We start from the raw sequence: 16,914 nt of genomic DNA, 5'->3' as shown, positions 1-16,914 counted from the left end.
CTGTCATACGCCGGCGGACGGAACCCGTTGCCCGCGACATTCCACATGGCGAAGACACTGGCTACTGTTCGGCCGGACGACCGTGGAGCAGAAAGCCGGACGCGTCGATGCGGGGGCCGGTTGCCGACAACAGGAAACCACCGAGTTCCGTTAGCGCCTGGCGATAGATCTCGCGCTTGAAATAGACCACATCATTGATCGGAAACCAGTAGTCCACCCAGCGCCAATCGTCGAACTCGGGACGCTCCGAACAATCGAGCCGTATCGACGAATCGGGTGAACGCAGACCCAGGACATACCAGATCTGCTTCTGCCCGATGCAGAGCGGAGTCGAGTGCCTTCGCACGTAACGTTCCGGCAGTTGGTAACGCAGCCAGGAATCGGTCCGGCCGATGATCTCCACGTCCTCGTTGCGCAGTCCCACCTCTTCGTAGAGTTCGCGAAACATCGCGAACTCGGGCTCCTCGTCCCGTTTTATTCCGCCCTGCGGAAACTGCCACGAACGCATCCCGGCGCGCCGGGCCCAAAACACGCGCCGGTCGCCGTTGCACAGCACGATACCGATGCTGAGGCGGTAGCCTTCGCAATCGATGATGTCCTCACCCAAGGCCAGGCGCCGCTCGTACTGGTAGAATTTGCCCCGCGAGGCTTGACTTCGCTTCATCTGAACACTGTCGTTCCGGCGAATCCCGTCGCGACCATTGCAATCGACTGCTGATGGCCGATGCATCGCGACAGATCCGTCAGCAAAAATGCACTGTTGCATAAACCCATGACTCTATAGGAATCGCGTGAGCCTCGCAATATTCGACCTTGACAATACCCTACTGGCCGGCGATAGCGATTACCTCTGGGGTCAGTACCTCGTTGAACAGGGTGTCGTCGACCGCGATGCCTACGAGGAGGCGAATCTCCAGTTCTATCTGGACTATCAGGCGGGACGGCTCGATATCGAAGCGTTCCTGGGATTCGCCCTGCGACCGTTGGCCGAGAACGATCCGGATGCGCTGCGCAGTTGGCGCCGCGAGTTCATCGAGCAGAAGATACGGCCCATCCTGTTGCCCGAGGCCCACCGAATCATCGCTAGGCACCGGGAACAGGGCGACCTGCTGGTCGTCATCACCGCCACCAACCGCTTCGTCACCGAGCCCATCGTCGAACTGTACGGTATCGACCATCTCATTGCGACGACGCCCGAGTTCCTCGACGGCCGTTACACGGGGCGCTTCGTCGGCACGCCCTGCTTCCGCGACGGCAAAGTGACACGGCTGCGGGCCTGGCTCGAGGAATTCGACCAGGACCTAACCGGAAGCTGGTTCTACAGCGATTCACACAACGACGAGCCGCTGCTGGCGCTGGTCGACAACCCGGTGGCCGTGGACCCGGACGAGCACCTGTTGGCCTTGGCGAACGAGCGCGGCTGGCCGGTGATCAGCCTCCGCTGAGCGACGCGGGAGCCGGCCAGGGGCCGGCCGTCAGGCTTTGCGGATGAGATAGGATAGGGTTCCGGATTCTTCCCGGCGATCGAGTAGCGTGTGCCCGGTCTGCTCCAGGAATACGCCGAAGTCGAGCACGGAAGCCGGATCGGTCGCCCTGACCCTGACCACCTGCCCCGCCTCCATGGCGACCAGTGCCTTCTTCAGACGCAACAACGGCAGCGGGCACATCAGACCGCTCGTATCCAGTTCGCAATGGACCTGAATCATCGCTGCGGAGCGCTCTTCAAGCCCCATGGATCCACTCGGCACCGGTGGAGCGGGGACACGCGTCGAGCCGCAACGCGTCGGCGGCGGGCAGTCGCAACGACGTCATAGCACGCAGCAGGTCAGCCGGAAATCCACGTCTTCCTTGAAGGGTGTCGGGCGATCGCTGTCGACCTGCGTCATGAAACGGATCGTGAAGCGGTGCTTGCCGCCACTGATCTCGGCAAAACACGGATAGCGGCGATCGACCGCCACGCGCAGCAGTTGAAACGGCAGATTGTGGTCCAAGGTCTTCTGGAAGAACCCGCCATCCGCTGTTTCCGTCGTCGCAGTCGCGCTGGAACGAAGAAAACCCATCAATAACTGGATGGCGGACCGAATGCTCGCGAACGGCTCCAGCCACAAGGCCAGATCTGCCTTGCGCGTCGCGCCGTCCTGTTCCAGCCAGTAGTGAAACAAGGGCAGATCGAACGAACAGGTACCGCCCGCGATCGACGTCCGCTGAGCGATGCCCTTGAACAGATCGGCCTCCATCAGCGACTGTCCCAACTTGCCGGTATTGCGGTAGAGCTGACTGCCGATTTCCTCCAGCGCGGACAGGATGTTCCTGACCTTCGGCTGATCGACATGGGGATTGTCGAGCAGCTTGCCGAGCACCTGATTGTGCCGGTCGATCTCCTTCAGCAATTCAGAACGCAGGTCGAAGCGCGAAAAGATGGTCAACACTTCGATCAGACGCCCGACCACGACGCGCGAGTCCTGCGCCGCCGCACCACGGTTGAAGTAGTCGATCTCCTGGAACAGGCGTTCAAGACGCATGAAGACGCGTATCCGCTCATTCAGCGGGAACTCGTAGAGAATGCTGTCGCTCAAGGGGCTATCGGAAAGTGGGTGGTACGGGGGTCGCTTCGGCGAAGCGGAGAGCAAGTGTGCCGGGGAATTGTGACGGATGGCGACATTTAGTCAATAGCCGTAGGCCTCGCCCAACAGCAGCGCGGACACGGTCACCGCGCCCGCCGTGCCCACAGCCGGTAAACCGCGTCCAGGCGCTCGACACTGCGTTCCACCGCTGCCGGCTCCCCGTCGTTGAGGATGACATCATCCGCCGCCGCGAGCCGCTCCTCGCGACTGGCCTGACGCGCGATGATGCGCCTGATCGTGTCCTCCGAACTGCCGTCACGGCGCATGACCCGTTCGATCTGCAGCGCCACCGGACAATCCACCACCAGCAAGCGGTCGACGAAATCGCGGCGGCCCGTCTCGATCAATAGCGGAATGCAAAGAATGCCATAGGGCTCGTCGGACAGCTGCCCGGCCTGAAGCGCCAGTTCGCGAAAGACCAGAGGGTGCAGGATGGCTTCCAACTGGAGCCGCTTGCGGTCATCGTGAAAAATCACCTCGCGCAGCGCGGCCCGGTCGAGTTGCCCGCCCCGCAGCAACTCCGACCCGAAAGCCGCCACGATGGAACCGATCGCCGGCGTCCCCGGCTGAACCAACTTGCGGGCGATTTCGTCCGCATCGAGCACGGGTACGCCGCGCGCGGCAAACGCGCGGGCGACCGTCGACTTGCCGCTACCGATGCCCCCCGTCAAGCCGATCCGCAGCAGGCCCAACGACGCGACCTCAGAAACCCGCGTGGAACCAGCCGAGATACGCGTCGATCAGGGCCTGTCCCCAGCACAAGTGGATGAAACCCGCTGCAGCCAGGTAGGGACCGAACGGCAGCGGCTTCCCGCGCTCATGGCCGGCGAACAGGATCATCGCCGACCCAACCACCGCGCCCAGAGTTGACGAGACCAGCACGATCACGGGGATCGCTTGCCACCCCAGCCAGGCCCCGAGCAGCGCCAGCAGCTTGAAATCGCCAAACCCCATCCCCTCCTTGCCCGTCGCCAGTCGAAAAAGCTGATAGACGCCCCACAGGGCCAGATAGCCGGCAGCGGCGCCGATGATGGCATCGCGCGGTTCCACGAACCAGCCCGTCAGGCTGAGCAGCAAGCCCAGCCACAGCCCCGGGCCGTTGATGGCATCCGGCAGCAACTGATGCTCCAGGTCTATCGCACTCAGGGCGATCAGCATTCCGCTCAACACCAGCGCCGCCAGGCCGGGCCAGGAGGCGCCGAAGCGCCAGGCCACGAGCACCGCGATCCCGGCCGTCAGGGCCTCGATGACGGGGTAACGGAGAGGGATACGCGCACCGCAGGCGCGGCAGCGTCCTCGCAGCAACAGGTAACTGACGACGGGGATGTTCTCCCAGGGTCGGATCGGTGCTCGACACGCTGGGCAGAAAGAGTTCGGCCACAGCAGATTGATGTCCGGCCCCGTTTCTGCTGCCGCCTCCAGACCGAGGTACAACTGGCAATCGCGTCGCCAGCCACGCTCCAGCATACGCGGCAACCGGAAGATCACGACGTTCAGGAAACTGCCGACCAGGAGCCCGATCGCTCCGGCCAGCACCAGCACCGCCGCCTCCGGCAACGCCTGCACTTCACTCATCATTGCATCGGTCCCTACACCACCGAGCCCAGTTTGAAGATGGGCAGGTACATCGCTACCACGAGGCCACCGACGACGATGCCGAGGAAGGCCATGATGAATGGCTCGATCAGGCTGCTAAGCGCGTCCACCGCATTGTCGACTTCCTCCTCGAAGAAATCCGCGACCTTGGACAACATGCCGTCCAACGAGCCGGATTCCTCGCCGATGGCCACCATCTGGATGACCATGTTGGGAAACAGATTGGCCTGGCGCATCGCGAGTTGGAGCTGATGCCCCGTCGCGACTTCATCGCGGATGTGCAACACGGCATCGGAGTAGATCACGTTCCCGGTCGCTCCGGCAACCGACTGCAACGCCTCGACCAACGGCACCCCGGCTGCCGACATCGTCGACAAGGTCCGGGCAAACCGGGCGACCGCCGCCTTGTTCAGAATCACGCCAATGATCGGGATCTTGAGCACGAGCCGGTCCAGCGTATGGTTGAACGCGACCGAGCGCCGTTTCAGCCGGACGAACACGAAACCGACGGCGGCGATCACCCCCAGCAGTACATACCACCACTCCTGCAGCCATTTCGACAGATCAATGACCATCCGCGTGAAAGCCGGCAGATCCGCGCCGAAGCCCTTGAACAGCTCTTCGAATTGCGGCACGACGAACAGCAGCAGGATCGTCGTGACGATCACGGCGACGACGATCACCGCGGTGGGATAGAACAGGGCCTTCTTGATCTTGCCCTTAAGCGACTCCGTCTTCTCCTTATAGTCAGCCACCTTGTGCAGCAGGGTCTCGAGCACACCCGCCTGCTCACCGGCATTCACCAGGTTGCAGAACAACTCATCGAAATGCTCAGGAAACTTCGCGAGCGACTCGCGCAAGGTGCTGCCGCCTTCGATGTCCGCCTTGATCGCGAACAACATGTCCTGCATGCTCGGGTTCTCGTGACCACGCCCCACGATATCGAAAGCCTGCACCAGCGGCACACCGGCACTCAGCATCGTGGCGAGTTGTCGGGAAAACACGGCGATGTCCTTGGGCTTGATCGGCTTCTTGCGCGGCCCGAACAAAGGCTTGGCCTTCTTCTTCGCCTTGATGACCTTGATGCCCTGCCGCCGCAACTCGGCCTTCACCAGTGCCTCGCTGCGACCGGGCAGTTCGCCCTTGATCCGGGCCCCGTTGCGGTCGATGCCCTCCCAGGCAAACAGGTCGAGCGTTTCCTTGGCCATACCGGTCACTCCCGTGTCACGCGTTCGATCTCTTCGAGACTGGTCATGCCGGACTTGACCTTCCGCAGCCCCGACTGGCGCAGCGTTGCGACCCCTTCGCGGGCGGCCTGCGAACCGATCTGGATCACATCGCCCCCCGACAGAATGATGCGGTTGATCTCGTCGGAAATGGGCATGACCTGGAACAGACCGACGCGCCCCTTGTAACCCTTGATGCAGCGGTCGCAGCCGACCGGGCCGTACACCGGAAAGCCGTCCAGCTCATGCTCGGCGAAGCCGGCCGCAATGAGGATTTCGTGCGGCAGCGTCAGTTCCTTCTTGCAGTGGTCGCACAACCGCCGGGCAAGGCGCTGCGCCATGATCAGCAGCACCGATGACGCGATGTTGAACGGCGGAATCCCCATCTGCATCAGCCGGTTCAGAGTCTGCGGCGCATCGTTGGTATGCAGGGTCGACAACACCATGTGGCCGGTCTGCGCCGCCTTGACGGCGATCTCGGCCGTTTCGAGGTCGCGCACCTCGCCGACCATGATGATGTCCGGATCCTGTCGCAGGAAGGCGCGCAGCGCCTCGGCAAAGGTCAGCCCCGTCTTGACGTTGACATTGACCTGGTTGATGCCGCCGACGGTGATCTCGACCGGATCTTCCGCCGTCGAGATGTTGCAGTCCCCGCGGTTCAGAATGTTCAACGCGGTATAGAGGGTCACGGTCTTGCCGCTGCCGGTGGGTCCCGTCACGAGCACCATGCCATAAGGCTTGTTGATCGCGGTCAGGAAGGCCTCCTGCTGGGCCGGCTCGAAACCGAGTCGCTCGATGCCGATCTGGGCCTGCGCCGGATCGAGGATGCGCAGCACGACCTTTTCACCGAACAGCGTGGGGCAGGTGTTGACGCGGAAATCGATCGCGCGCGTGCGCGACACCGACATCTTGATGCGGCCGTCCTGAGGCACGCGCCGCTCGGCGATATCCATGCGTGACATCACCTTGAGCCGGGCGGTGATTCGCGATGCGAGGTTGGCCGGAGGACTGGCGACTTCATGCAGCATCCCATCGTGGCGGAACCGGATCCTGAAGAACTTCTCGTATGGCTCGAAGTGAATGTCGGACGCGCCCTTCTTGATCGCGTCCACCAGGATCTTGTTGACGAAACGCACGATCGGCGCGTCGTCGATTTCGTTCGGTTCGACGTCGCCTGCGGGGTCTTCGTCACCGGCCGAGATCTGAAGATTGTCGAGGTCGCTGTCCAGAAGATCGGCGATACGCGTATCGGCCGCATCGAGCACGGCCTCGACGAAACGCGACAGCTTTTCCTCTTCGACAACCACGCATTCGGTCGCCAGGCGCGTCTGAAACTTGACCTCGTCCAGACCATGGAAGTCAGTAGGGTCGGATAGCGCGACGAACAGGCGGTTGCCACGTCGGTAGAGCGGCAGGATGCGGTGCTGCCGGATCAGCCGCTCGCTGATGAGCTTGACGGGCGCCATCTCCACCAGAAAGGCATCCAGGTCCAGCAGCGGCAGGCCGAATTCACGCGACACGATCTCGGCAATGGTGCGGCCTTCAAGGCGCTTGCTGCCGACCAGATACGAAACCAGCGACATCTTCTGTTCTGCCGCCTCGGCGCAGCAGGCCTGCGCCGTCGCATCGGTCAGCACGCCCTGGCGGACCAGGCATTGCGCCAGCCCGCTAAGCGGCGTTGGTGGAGTCACGACGGTCATGTACGCAGTCTCTGCAAGGCCTGAAATCCGTCCGGGCGCCGACGATCAGAACTTAAGCATAGAGAGCACCTGAAGAGGTACACCGCCCTCCTCCGTGCACCGGCCTGCGGCGCACCGTCCGCTCACCGCAGCGCGCCGATCTTTTGCTTCTGGGCCTCCAATTCGGACAGGCTGGCCTGGAGGTCGCGCAGCCGGAGTCGCTCCTTCTCGACCACCGCCGGCGGCGCCTTGGCGATGAAGGAATCATCGCTCAACTTGCCTTCCAGCCGCGGCAATTCCTTGCCGATCCGGGCAATCTCCTTTTCCAGCCGCGTGAGTTCGGCATCCACATCGATCAGACCCTTGAGGGGTATCAGTACCTTCATGTCACCGACCAGGGCCATCGCGGCTTCCGGCGCCTGGGTTTCCGGCTCAAGCCAAACGATGGTCTCGAGCCGCGCGACGCTCTCGATGGTACGACGATGTCGCTCGACACGCTCGCGGTCGGCGCCCTGCGGGCTCTGCATCAGCACGGGCAAGGGCCGGCCCGGTGCGATGTTCATCTCGCCGCGGATGCGCCGGACGCCCATGACTACCTCCATCAACCAGGCCAGTTCGTGTTCGATCGATGGATCGACCAGCGCCGGCTCCGCTTCGGGGTACGGTTGCAGCATGATCGTCGCACCGGTCTTTCCCGCCAGCGGTGCAACCCGTTGCCAGATCTCTTCGGAGACGAAAGGCATGATCGGATGAATCAGCCTCAGTGTGGCTTCGAGTACGCCGACGAGGGTCCGCCGCGTCGCGCGCGCGCTCAGCGGGTCTTCACCCTGCAACTCGATCTTGGCGAGTTCCAGATACCAGTCGCAGAACTCGCTCCATACGAAGTCGTACAGCGCCTGGGCCGCGAGATCGAAGCGGTAGCTGCCGACCGCCTCGGTAACCGCCTGAGTCACGCGCTGTAGTCGGCTGAGGATCCAGCGGTCGGGGGCACCGAGCGCAGTCCCGGGCGGGAGATCGGCAAGATCCTGCCCTTCGGTATTCATCATCACGAAGCGGGCCGCATTCCAGAGCTTGTTGCAGAAATTGCGGTAACCCTCGACGCGCTTCAGATCGAAGCGGATGTCGCGACCGGTCGACGCGAGTGAGGCAAACGTGAAACGCAGCGCATCAGTCCCGAACGACGGGATGCCGTCGGGATAATCCTTGCGGGTCTGCTTCTCGATTCGGGCCGCCATCTGTGGCTGCATCAGGCCTTGGGTGCGCTTCGCGACCAGCGCGTCGATGCCGATGCCATCGATCAGGTCGATCGGGTCGAGCACGTTGCCTTTCGACTTGGACATCTTCTGCCCTTCGGCGTCGCGGACCAGCCCATGGATGTAGACCTCCCGGAACGGCACGTCGCCCATGAACTCGATGCCCATCATCATCATCCGGGCGACCCAGAAGAAGATGATGTCGAATCCGGTCACCAGCACCGATCCGGGGTAAAACGTGTCCAGTTCCGGGGTCCGCTCCGGCCAGCCCAGGGTCGAGAACGGCCACAAGGCGGACGAGAACCACGTATCGAGCACGTCTTCGTCCTGCCGCAGCGCGACGTCGGGACCGAGACCATGGGACTGGCGCACGGCATCTTCGCTGAGACCAACGTACACCTCGCCATCGGCATCGTACCAGGCGGGAATCCGGTGGCCCCACCAGATCTGGCGGGAGATGCACCAGTCCTCGATGTTGTTCATCCACTGGAAATAGGTGTTCTTCCAGTTGTCCGGCACGAAGCGCATGCGTCCGTCATGCACCGCGGCGATGGCCGGCTCGGCCAGTGGCTTGGCCTTCACGAACCACTGGTCGGTCAGCAACGGTTCTATCACCACGCCCGTGCGGTCGCCACGCGGCACCATCAGCTTGTGGTCGACGATGGCCTCCATCAGACCCAGTTCGTTCAGGTCGTGCACGATGCGGTCGCGCGCCTCGTAGCGGTCCAGGCCGTGGTAGCGCTCCGGAATATCTGCCAGCGGCAGGATCGCCGCGCTGGGATCGAGCACGCTGATCATGGGTAGCCCATGCCGCACGCCGATCGCGTAGTCGTTGAAGTCGTGGGCCGGCGTGATCTTCACGCAGCCGGAACCGAATTCCGGGTCGACGTAATCGTCGGCGATGACGGGAATCTCGCGGCCGGTCAGCGGTAGCCGGATGGATTTCCCGACCAGATGTCGGTAGCGGTCGTCGTCGGGATTCACGGCGACGGCCGTGTCACCCAACATCGTCTCGGGGCGCGTGGTCGCGACCACCAGATGACCCGAGCCATCGGCCAGCGGGTAGCGCATGTGCCACAAGTGGCCGCTTTCCTCCTGAGAGACGACTTCCAGATCGGACACCGCCGTGTGCAACACCGGATCCCAGTTGACCAGACGCTTGCCTCGATAGATCAAGTCCTTCTCGAACAGGCGGACGAAGACTTCCCGGACGGCCTGGGACAAGCCCTCGTCCATCGTGAACCGCTCGCGGGTCCAGTCCAGCGAGGCGCCCATGCGGCGCAACTGCTGCGTGATCGTGCCACCGGACTCGTGCTTCCACTCCCAGACCTTGGCGACGAAAGCCTCGCGCCCCAGGTCGTGTCGGGACTTGTCCTGTTGGGCCAGTTGCCGCTCGACGACCATCTGCGTCGCGATACCGGCATGGTCCGTGCCCGCCTGCCACAACGTGCGGCAGCCACGCATGCGGTGGTAACGGATCAGCGTGTCCATGATCGTGTCCTGGAAGGCATGCCCCATGTGCAGGCTGCCGGTCACGTTCGGCGGCGGGATCATGATGCAGTAGGCGGGCCCGTCGCCTGCCGGTGCGAAGTAGCCGCTGTCTTCCCAGCGCCGATACCAGGCTTTTTCGATGGCGTGTGGTTCGTAAGTCTTTTCCATGGATTGACTGTTCGGGTGAATTCTCGTTGTCGTAACGGAGTGCCTGGCCATCGACGCATCGGGCTCACAGCCTTCCGGCCGCGGGCCCTCAGGCTGGATCGTCCTTGTCGGCGAGTTGGTGCGTTACCGGCGTATGGCCGCGATCACGGTAGAACCGATAGCGGCGGCGCCCGGCATCCCGGCATGCCGCATCCGCATCAACGATCTCGGCGATGCGCTCGAAGCGATCGTACGCGTCCGGAATGGCTTCGGCGAGGTGGATCAGGACATCCTCGCTGAACGGCGGCGCAGGACGATGCCCCACCAGCACGGGCACCTCCGGGGCGCCCTCGCCCAACCAGCGGGCGTGCGGCACGAAGCTATTCTGCTTGAAGGTCCACAGCAGTTCATCGACTGCCACTTCGTCCTGGGCTGTCGCGGTCTGCAGATACACCCGGTGACCGGCGCGATAGGCCTTCTCGGCCAAGCGGCATGCGGTCAGCTGCCGGGCGTGGGAGGTCGCGCTGGGCAGCACGTAGAAATCGATGCGCGTCATGCCGCGCTTTCGATCAGGTATTGCATCAGCAGCGGCACCGGCCGGCCGGTCGCCCCCTTGTCCTGACCGGTCTTCCAGGCCGTGCCGGCGATGTCGACATGCGCCCACGGGAAGTCCTTGGCAAAGCGCGACAGGAAGCAGCCGGCCGTGATCGCGCCGCCGTCCGGACCACCGATGTTCGCAAGGTCGGCGAAGTTGGACTTGAGCTGTTCCTGGTACTCATCCCACAGCGGGAGCCGCCAGACCCGATCCCAGCAACGTTCGCCGGCCTGGAGCAGCGCCTCGCACAACGCATCGTGATTGCCCATGAGTCCGCTGGGATGACGTCCGAGCGCGACGATGCAGGCACCGGTAAGGGTCGCTATATCGATGACGGCGGTCGGATTGTATCGCTTGGCATAGGTCAACGCATCGCAGAGCAGCAAACGTCCTTCAGCATCGGTGTTCAGGATTTCGATGGTCAGGCCCGCCATGCTCTCGACGATGTCCCCGGGCTTGTTTGCATTGCCATCGGGCAGGTTTTCGGACGCGGGCACCAGACCGATGACATTGAGCGGCAACTGCAGCTTTTCGACTGCGGCCAGCACACCGATCACGCTCGCTCCGCCGCACATGTCGTACTTCATCTCGTCCATGTTGGCAGCGGGCTTCAGCGAAATGCCGCCGGCATCGAAGGTCAGGCCTTTTCCGATCAGCACCACCGGCTTCGCCTTGGCCGGTCCGCCATGGTATTCCATCACGATCAGCCGCGGCGGCTGGCGGCTGCCCTTCGCGACCGACAGGAATGCCCCCATACGGAGTGCTTCGAGCTGGGTCTCGTCCAGCACCTCGACCTTCAATGCCGGGTGATCGCCCACCAGCTTCGCGGCTTCCGTCCCGAGGTAGGTCGGCGTGCACACGTTGCCCGGCAGATTGGCGAGGTCGCGGGCGAGGCGCATACCATAGCCGATGGCCTCGCCTTCACGCACGCCACGCTCGGCCGCGGCCTTGTGGGCTTTCTCGGTCACGAACGTGACAGCGCCGAGACGCACCGGCTTGTCGTCGGCTTCCTTCTTCAGTCGCGCAAAACGATAGGTACCACTCTCGATAATCTCGACCGCCAGCCGAACGGTCGCGCGTGCATCCAGCACCCGCTCGCCGATGCTGAGCTCCGGCAACCATAGCGCCGCATTCTTGGCCTTGCTATCGCGCAGGACCTTGACTGCCGCGACAAGCGCCTTGCGGATCTTCGCGATGTCGAGCGCCTCTCGTTTCCCGAGCCCCAGCAACAGCAAGCGCTCGCAGCGGGTGCCCTCGACGCCGTCGAGCGGATTGATCAGCAGCGTCTCGCCTACTTTCCCCTCGAAGTGATCGCGTTTGGCCAGCTTCACGATGCTCTCGGCCAGGCGTTCCTCAAGCGCGCCGAGCGTCGTGGGCCACTTGCGCTCTTCGTAGCAACCCAGGACCAGGCAGTCGCTGGGGACGCGGTCCGGGGCATCGGTCTTAAGGTGATAGTCCATGATAAAATCCGTGATCGAGGGTTTCAGATGAGCCGTAAGCGAGTTCGGGTTGCCGGCCAATCGCGGAGACCCCGGATCCGGCCACAAGCTGTTTAGCTTACTTATGAAATCCCTGCCCTTCAAACCGCGAGCTCGCCTGCGCCCGCAGTTGCCTGCGCTGCTCGACCGGATGCTGCTCGCGGATTTGGCCCGCACCCTGGCGGCCATCCTCTCGGTCCTGGTGATCATCATCGTCAGCCGCAAGTTCCTGGGCATTCTCGCGCGGGCCATCGAAGGCGAGGTGTCGGGCGGAACGCTGTCCACGCTGCTCGCGCTGAAGATTTTGTCGGCGACCTCCATGCTGTTGCCCCCGGCCTCGTTTCTGGCGGCCCTGGTCGTCTTGGGGCGCCTCTACCGTGACAACGAGATGGCCGTGCTGGCCGCGGCCGGCTTCGGCCCGGCCCGCACCTACCAATCACTGATGTGGTTCGTACTACCGGTCTCGATCCTGGGAGCCGTCCTGGCCTTGCAGGTCATGCCCTGGTCGGAGCGTCAGGCCCAGGCCCTGATGAAACGCGATGAGCAAGGTGCCGATCTCAGAGGCATCAAGGCCGGCCGCTTCAACGAGTTCAGTCGGGGCGACGTGATCCTCTATGCCGAGGAACTGGCAGACGATGGCTCGATGCGTAACATCTTCGTTCAGAGTCGCAGCGGCGAGCGCACCGGCGTCGTCATCGCCGAGCAGGCGCGGCTGACGACCAACGACAATGACGAACACTTCGTGCTGCTCAGCTACGGGACGCGCTACCAGGGCGTCCCCGGCCGCGCCGACTTCGTCGTCAGCGAGTTCGAACAGTATGCCGTGCGCATCGACGATCCGAATCCGACCAGCCGCGGCACCGAGCGGGAAGGCCGGGACAGCCTGAGCCTGCTCCGGTCAGGGACACCACGGGAACTCGCCGAGTTGCAGAAACGGCTGGCGATACCCCTGGGCATCCTGACGCTGGGCCTGCTGGCCGTGCCGCTGGCCAAGGTACCGCCACGCGCGGGCGCCTGGGGCAATATTCTCAAGGCTTTCCTGATCTACATCGCCTACGAAAACCTGCAAAAGATCTCCCACGGCATGCTGATCTCCCAAAAAGCCCCTATCCCGGTTGCGTTCGGAGCAGCCTATGTCGCGGTTGGACTGTTGACCCTGGCCATCCTCATGCGCCAAGTCGGCTGGCGCTGGTTCCTGTCGAATCTCGGGTTCAGGATCAAGGCATGAAGATACTTCACCGCTACATTGCGACCCAGGTAGTCGGCGGCTCCATCCTCGCGACGCTGATTCTGCTAGCACTTCTGAACTTTTTTAGCTTCACCGACGAACTCGGCGAACTCGGCGACGGCGACTACGGCCTCGGTTCGGTCTTTCTCTATCTGACCTTGACCTCACCGCGTAACTTTTACGAGCTCATTCCTTCGGGCGCGCTGCTCGGCAGCCTCGTTACGCTTGGCGCCCTGGCGAACAACCGCGAACTCGTCGCCATGCAGGCGGCCGGGGTCTCGCGCCCCCGCATCATCTGGGCCGTATTGCGCGGCGGGATCATCATCGCCTTCGTGACGGCGCTGATCGGTGAGTACGTGGCACCGATCAGCGAGCGCACCGCGACCGAACTGAAGGCCGCCGCCCTGCGGCAGCAGATTGCGTCACGCACCAAATACGGCTTCTGGCTGAGAGACGGAAACGTCTTCATCAATATCCGCGAGATCGCCCGGCAGGAGAATCTGGGCGACATCAACATCTTCGAACTCAGCCCCTACGGTCGCCTGGACTCCGCGTCACATGCCAAGCGCGCGATCTATGACGGGGAGAAATGGCGCCTGAAGAAACTGAACCGAACGCAATTCGGCCTGGACGAAATCAAGGTCGATAGTACCCCCGAAGCGGACTGGTCATCGGTGCTGGCGCCGGACCTGCTGAACGCCTTCGTCATCCGGCCGGAAAACCTGTCGGCCGTGGACTTGTCGAACTACATTGATTATCTGCAGGAAAACGGACAAAAGTCCCTGGCGGTGGAGCAGGCGTTTTGGGGACGCATCGTGAACCCGCTGGTCACGCTGGTGATGCTGTTGGTCGCGGTGCCGTTCGTGCTCGACTATCGGCGCGATGTCAGCGCCGGCCAGCGGATCGTGATGGGTGTGACGCTCGGTATCGGCTTCTACCTGTTCGACAAGGTGTTCGGTCACCTCGGGCTGATCTACGACATGAATCCGGTGTTCTCGTCCGCGTTCCCGGCAACGCTGGCGCTGGGCCTCGCGCTGTTCGCGATCTGGCGGACCTCGACCAGTTGAGTCCGACGAGATCGGCGGCTCAGGTGCGGGACCGCACCTCGCGCGACGACCGGGGTTCGAACTCGATCCGGGTGCCCGACAGGCGGTCGTGCCAAGCCAAGCCATCGCGATCGACCATGATCCACCAATAGCCCAGCCCGAAGCACGCGAACGACAGCAGGGCGGAACCGAAACGGAGCGCGGCACGCGCCCATCCCACCGCCATCCCGTCTGCGGTGCGGAGGCGCAAGTGCCAAGCCTTCATGCCCAGCGTCTGCCCGCCGTGCGTCCAGAACCAGCCCACGAAACCAAAAGACACGAGTCCAAGATAGACCGGGTAGGCCCATTGCCCCGAGCCGAAAGCGTGCCCCCCATTCAACGGCAGGATCAGCGCCGTCGCAACGAACAATACCGCGAGCAGCAGCAACAGATCATAGACCAGGCCGGCGAGCCGCCGCAGCAGCGACTTCAGTTTCCACATGGGTGGGTCAGTTGCCTTACCGCCCCTGCCCAGGCTCGCCGAACCGGTGTGGCGACCACGCGCACTGCCGTCTGGCCGGCGCGTCGCCCGCTAACGGAAACGGCGTGGTCACCGCCAGTCGACCGATTACGCCGACCCGGCGGCATCAGTGGGCCGCGGCGTTGCGAAGGTCGCGCCGAAGAACATGGACAGATAGATCAGGCCCGCGATCAGCACGATCGACAGCAGCACGGGCGGGCGCACGATCGGCAGGAACATCAGGATCCCGACGTCCGCCACCAGCAGGCTCGTCAGGACCGGGTGTGCCAAGAAACCTTCGAGCCTGATTTTGAACATCGTTGCAACCCCCGCTCCGTGATCTTTTCGTTATCGTCGGTGTGACCGCCTGGATTCGGCGGCCGGCCTCATTTCCCCGTCAGGGGCATGGTCAATTTACCAGACGATGCGGGCTCCGGAAAACACCCAGCGCCGGGGACACGTTCCCCGCGCCCCACGCCTTAGGGCACATGGACCGCCGTCACGACCGCAGCAGATAGTCAGCAACGAGACTTGCGAATACCACCGCACCCAGCCAGTGGTTGTTCAGGAAGGCGGCGAAACAGCCCGCGCGCTCTCGTTTGGCGATCAAGACCTGCTGATAGACGCTGAGGGCTGCGGCCACACCGAGACCGGCGAGATAGCAAACCTGCAGGCCCTGCTTCCGACCGACGGCGTAAAGCATCAGCAGCATGAAGGCCTGCAACATCGCGATCGTGATCCGGTCCAGATCTCCGAACAGAATCGCCGTCGACTTGACACCGATCTTCAGGTCATCCTCGCGATCCACCATGGCATACATGGTGTCATAGATCAGCGCCCACAGAATCGTCGCGCCGTAGAGACTCCACGCCACCTCGGGCACGGTGCCGGTCTCGGCCGCAAAGCTCATCGGCACCGCCCAGCCGAAAGCAAGCCCGAGGTAGGCCTGCGGGATGTAGGTGTAGCGTTTCATGAACGGGTAACTGGCCGCCAGAAACGCGCCGGGGAACGACAGGGCGACCGTCAACGGATTCGTCGTCAGCACCAGCCCGAACGCGATCAAGCACAGGGCAACGAACAGATACAGGGCCTCGCGGGGCGACACCAGGCCAGCAGCGATGGGCCGCCCCTGGGTACGCTCGACATGGGGGTCGATTTCACGATCGGCATAGTCGTTGATGACGCAACCCGCCGCACGCATCAGCACGACGCCGGCCACGATCACCGCGACGACCGATGGCTGGGGCCTGCCTTCGCCGGCGATCCAGAGGGCCCACATGGCCGGCCATAACAGCAGGAAGATGCCGATCGGCCGATCGAAACGCATCAGACGCCAGTACAGCCGAATGCGTTCGAACGGGCGCCGGCTGGCTTCAGCCCGAGTAACCATGCGCCTCATCCTCCAGGCGAAACAGGGGGGGGAGAAAAAACTCGCAGACCAGCAAGCGCTGGCGGCCGATCCGATACAGCGCACGCCGCCCCCACACCGCAGTCCCGCCGGCATCGGCCAACGGCGGCAAGCCGTGCCATTGCTCCGGCTGGACCCGCGCGAATTCGAGTGCGAGACGGGTCAGATCGGGATTGGTGAACAGCCAGTCACCAAGCGGGCGCTGACCCAGCCGGATCAGCGGTGCATGCCGGCCGCGCAACATCCCATGCGGCATCAGGCTGCGCGCGACGATCAGCGGCCGGTCCCCGGCGAGCAGTGCGACCTCGCGGGTCCAAACCCGTCTTCGCGGATGACTGCGGAGCCGTGCGGCCTCGCCATGGAACGGTTGCCGCCAGGCTTCGCCCAGTACGGCAACCCGGAACGAGGGGCCGCACAGCGCGCGCAGACGACGGGTCAGCGAACCTTGTTCCTGCAGCCAGTTCCTGAGACTTGGATGCTCCCTGGCCGACAGGCCGGAGAGGGTCACGCCGAAGCGCGGTTCGGACTTCAGCAGCAGACTTCGGTGACGCAAGGTGGCTAGGTCCAGCGAAAGGCCGCGAGTATACCAAAACGGCACCGCGCTTCCGTCCAGCCGCCGCGCCATCTCGTTCGAGTGCAGACGC

At 63.5% G+C, this 16,914-nt stretch carries 17 protein-coding genes; 3 read left to right on the top strand and 14 right to left on the bottom strand.

Features of this window, described 5'->3' with window-relative positions; translation table 11 throughout:
- Positions 1–61: 61 nt before the first annotated feature.
- On the bottom strand, positions 62–595 hold the full coding sequence (locus ACW73L_RS01345; RefSeq protein WP_498919835.1) for an RNA pyrophosphohydrolase: 534 nt from the start codon (positions 593–595) through the stop codon (positions 62–64).
- A gap of 196 nt (positions 596–791) precedes the next feature.
- On the opposite strand from ACW73L_RS01345, the gene ACW73L_RS01340 reads away from it, so the two are divergent.
- Positions 792–1,445, top strand: a complete 654-nt coding sequence (locus ACW73L_RS01340) for a histidinol-phosphatase (RefSeq protein ID WP_498919533.1) — start codon at positions 792–794, stop codon at positions 1,443–1,445.
- 30 nt (positions 1,446–1,475) lie between these two features.
- Here ACW73L_RS01340 and ACW73L_RS01335 read toward each other — a convergent pair whose 3' ends face one another.
- The 9 genes from ACW73L_RS01335 to ACW73L_RS01295 all read right to left on the bottom strand — a co-directional run bounded on the left by ACW73L_RS01335 (position 1,476) and on the right by ACW73L_RS01295 (position 12,071).
- Complete coding sequence (locus ACW73L_RS01335) at positions 1,476–1,733, bottom strand: sulfurtransferase TusA family protein (RefSeq protein WP_498919531.1); 258 nt, start codon at positions 1,731–1,733, stop codon at positions 1,476–1,478.
- A 75-nt stretch (positions 1,734–1,808) separates the two neighbouring features.
- On the bottom strand, positions 1,809–2,576 hold the full coding sequence (gene zapD, locus ACW73L_RS01330; protein ID WP_139557513.1) for a cell division protein ZapD: 768 nt from the start codon (positions 2,574–2,576) through the stop codon (positions 1,809–1,811).
- Between the two features lie 131 nt (positions 2,577–2,707).
- Complete coding sequence (gene coaE, locus ACW73L_RS01325; RefSeq protein ID WP_498919529.1) at positions 2,708–3,316, bottom strand: dephospho-CoA kinase; 609 nt, start codon at positions 3,314–3,316, stop codon at positions 2,708–2,710.
- Between the two features lie 10 nt (positions 3,317–3,326).
- Positions 3,327–4,199 (bottom strand): prepilin peptidase, encoded by an 873-nt coding sequence (locus ACW73L_RS01320; protein ID WP_498919528.1) that lies wholly within the window; start codon positions 4,197–4,199, stop codon positions 3,327–3,329.
- Between the two features lie 14 nt (positions 4,200–4,213).
- Complete coding sequence (locus ACW73L_RS01315) at positions 4,214–5,428, bottom strand: type II secretion system F family protein (protein ID WP_129882452.1); 1,215 nt, start codon at positions 5,426–5,428, stop codon at positions 4,214–4,216.
- Positions 5,429–5,433: 5 nt separating this feature from the next.
- Positions 5,434–7,146: a type IV-A pilus assembly ATPase PilB gene (pilB, locus tag ACW73L_RS01310; protein ID WP_498919527.1), complete on the bottom strand. Its 1,713-nt coding sequence runs from the start codon at positions 7,144–7,146 to the stop codon at positions 5,434–5,436.
- A 122-nt stretch (positions 7,147–7,268) separates the two neighbouring features.
- Positions 7,269–10,037 carry a valine--tRNA ligase gene (locus tag ACW73L_RS01305; RefSeq protein ID WP_498919526.1) on the bottom strand — a complete coding sequence of 923 codons (2,769 nt, stop codon included), beginning with the start codon at positions 10,035–10,037 and terminating at the stop codon, positions 7,269–7,271.
- 88 nt (positions 10,038–10,125) lie between these two features.
- Positions 10,126–10,572: a DNA polymerase III subunit chi gene (locus ACW73L_RS01300; protein WP_498919524.1), complete on the bottom strand. Its 447-nt coding sequence runs from the start codon at positions 10,570–10,572 to the stop codon at positions 10,126–10,128.
- The gene (locus ACW73L_RS01295; protein ID WP_498919523.1) at positions 10,569–12,071 is read right to left on the bottom strand and encodes a leucyl aminopeptidase; all 1,503 of its coding nucleotides are present in this window, start codon (positions 12,069–12,071) and stop codon (positions 10,569–10,571) included. Before ACW73L_RS01295 ends, ACW73L_RS01300 begins: the two co-directional genes overlap by 4 nt.
- Positions 12,072–12,174: 103 nt before the next feature.
- On the opposite strand from ACW73L_RS01295, the gene lptF reads away from it, so the two are divergent.
- On the top strand, positions 12,175–13,317 hold the full coding sequence (lptF, locus tag ACW73L_RS01290; RefSeq protein ID WP_498919522.1) for an LPS export ABC transporter permease LptF: 1,143 nt from the start codon (positions 12,175–12,177) through the stop codon (positions 13,315–13,317).
- The gene (gene lptG / locus ACW73L_RS01285) at positions 13,314–14,384 is read left to right on the top strand and encodes an LPS export ABC transporter permease LptG (RefSeq protein WP_498919520.1); all 1,071 of its coding nucleotides are present in this window, start codon (positions 13,314–13,316) and stop codon (positions 14,382–14,384) included. Before lptF ends, lptG begins: the two co-directional genes overlap by 4 nt.
- 19 nt (positions 14,385–14,403) lie before the next feature.
- On the opposite strand, the gene ACW73L_RS01280 is transcribed toward lptG, so the two are convergent.
- From ACW73L_RS01280 to ACW73L_RS01265, 4 genes are all read right to left on the bottom strand, one after another.
- The gene (locus tag ACW73L_RS01280; protein ID WP_498919519.1) at positions 14,404–14,844 is read right to left on the bottom strand and encodes an RDD family protein; all 441 of its coding nucleotides are present in this window, start codon (positions 14,842–14,844) and stop codon (positions 14,404–14,406) included.
- A gap of 126 nt (positions 14,845–14,970) precedes the next feature.
- Entirely contained in the window at positions 14,971–15,180 is a 210-nt protein-coding gene (locus ACW73L_RS01275; protein WP_498919518.1) for a hypothetical protein, read from the bottom strand.
- A 181-nt stretch (positions 15,181–15,361) separates the two neighbouring features.
- Positions 15,362–16,252, bottom strand: coding sequence for a 4-hydroxybenzoate octaprenyltransferase (gene ubiA, locus ACW73L_RS01270; RefSeq protein ID WP_498919517.1), 891 nt, complete (start codon positions 16,250–16,252; stop codon positions 15,362–15,364).
- Positions 16,236–16,823 (bottom strand): chorismate--pyruvate lyase family protein, encoded by a 588-nt coding sequence (locus ACW73L_RS01265; protein WP_498919516.1) that lies wholly within the window; start codon positions 16,821–16,823, stop codon positions 16,236–16,238. The genes ubiA and ACW73L_RS01265 overlap by 17 nt, the downstream gene beginning before the upstream one ends.
- Positions 16,824–16,914: the final 91 nt, after the last annotated feature.

It is taken from the genome of Methylolobus aquaticus, assembly GCF_054172105.1.
This window is presented reverse-complemented; position numbering and strand designations above follow the sequence as displayed.

Excerpts from the sequence above, each read along its gene's own strand:
- ACW73L_RS01300 (WP_498919524.1), bottom strand. The coding sequence starts at position 10,572 with ATGACGCGCATCGATTTCTACGTGCTGCCCAGCGCGACCTCCCACGCC.
- pilB (WP_498919527.1), bottom strand. The coding sequence starts at position 7,146 with ATGACCGTCGTGACTCCACCAACGCCGCTTAGCGGGCTGGCGCAATGC.
- ACW73L_RS01335 (WP_498919531.1), bottom strand. The coding sequence starts at position 1,733 with ATGGGGCTTGAAGAGCGCTCCGCAGCGATGATTCAGGTCCATTGCGAA.
- ACW73L_RS01320 (WP_498919528.1), bottom strand. The coding sequence starts at position 4,199 with ATGAGTGAAGTGCAGGCGTTGCCGGAGGCGGCGGTGCTGGTGCTGGCC.
- ACW73L_RS01315 (WP_129882452.1), bottom strand. The coding sequence starts at position 5,428 with ATGGCCAAGGAAACGCTCGACCTGTTTGCCTGGGAGGGCATCGACCGC.
- lptF (WP_498919522.1), top strand. The coding sequence starts at position 12,175 with ATGAAATCCCTGCCCTTCAAACCGCGAGCTCGCCTGCGCCCGCAGTTG.
- ACW73L_RS01305 (WP_498919526.1), bottom strand. The coding sequence starts at position 10,037 with ATGGAAAAGACTTACGAACCACACGCCATCGAAAAAGCCTGGTATCGG.
- ACW73L_RS01275 (WP_498919518.1), bottom strand. The coding sequence starts at position 15,180 with ATGTTCAAAATCAGGCTCGAAGGTTTCTTGGCACACCCGGTCCTGACG.
- ACW73L_RS01295 (WP_498919523.1), bottom strand. The coding sequence starts at position 12,071 with ATGGACTATCACCTTAAGACCGATGCCCCGGACCGCGTCCCCAGCGAC.
- ubiA (WP_498919517.1), bottom strand. The coding sequence starts at position 16,252 with ATGGTTACTCGGGCTGAAGCCAGCCGGCGCCCGTTCGAACGCATTCGG.
- lptG (WP_498919520.1), top strand. The coding sequence starts at position 13,314 with ATGAAGATACTTCACCGCTACATTGCGACCCAGGTAGTCGGCGGCTCC.
- ACW73L_RS01280 (WP_498919519.1), bottom strand. The coding sequence starts at position 14,844 with ATGTGGAAACTGAAGTCGCTGCTGCGGCGGCTCGCCGGCCTGGTCTAT.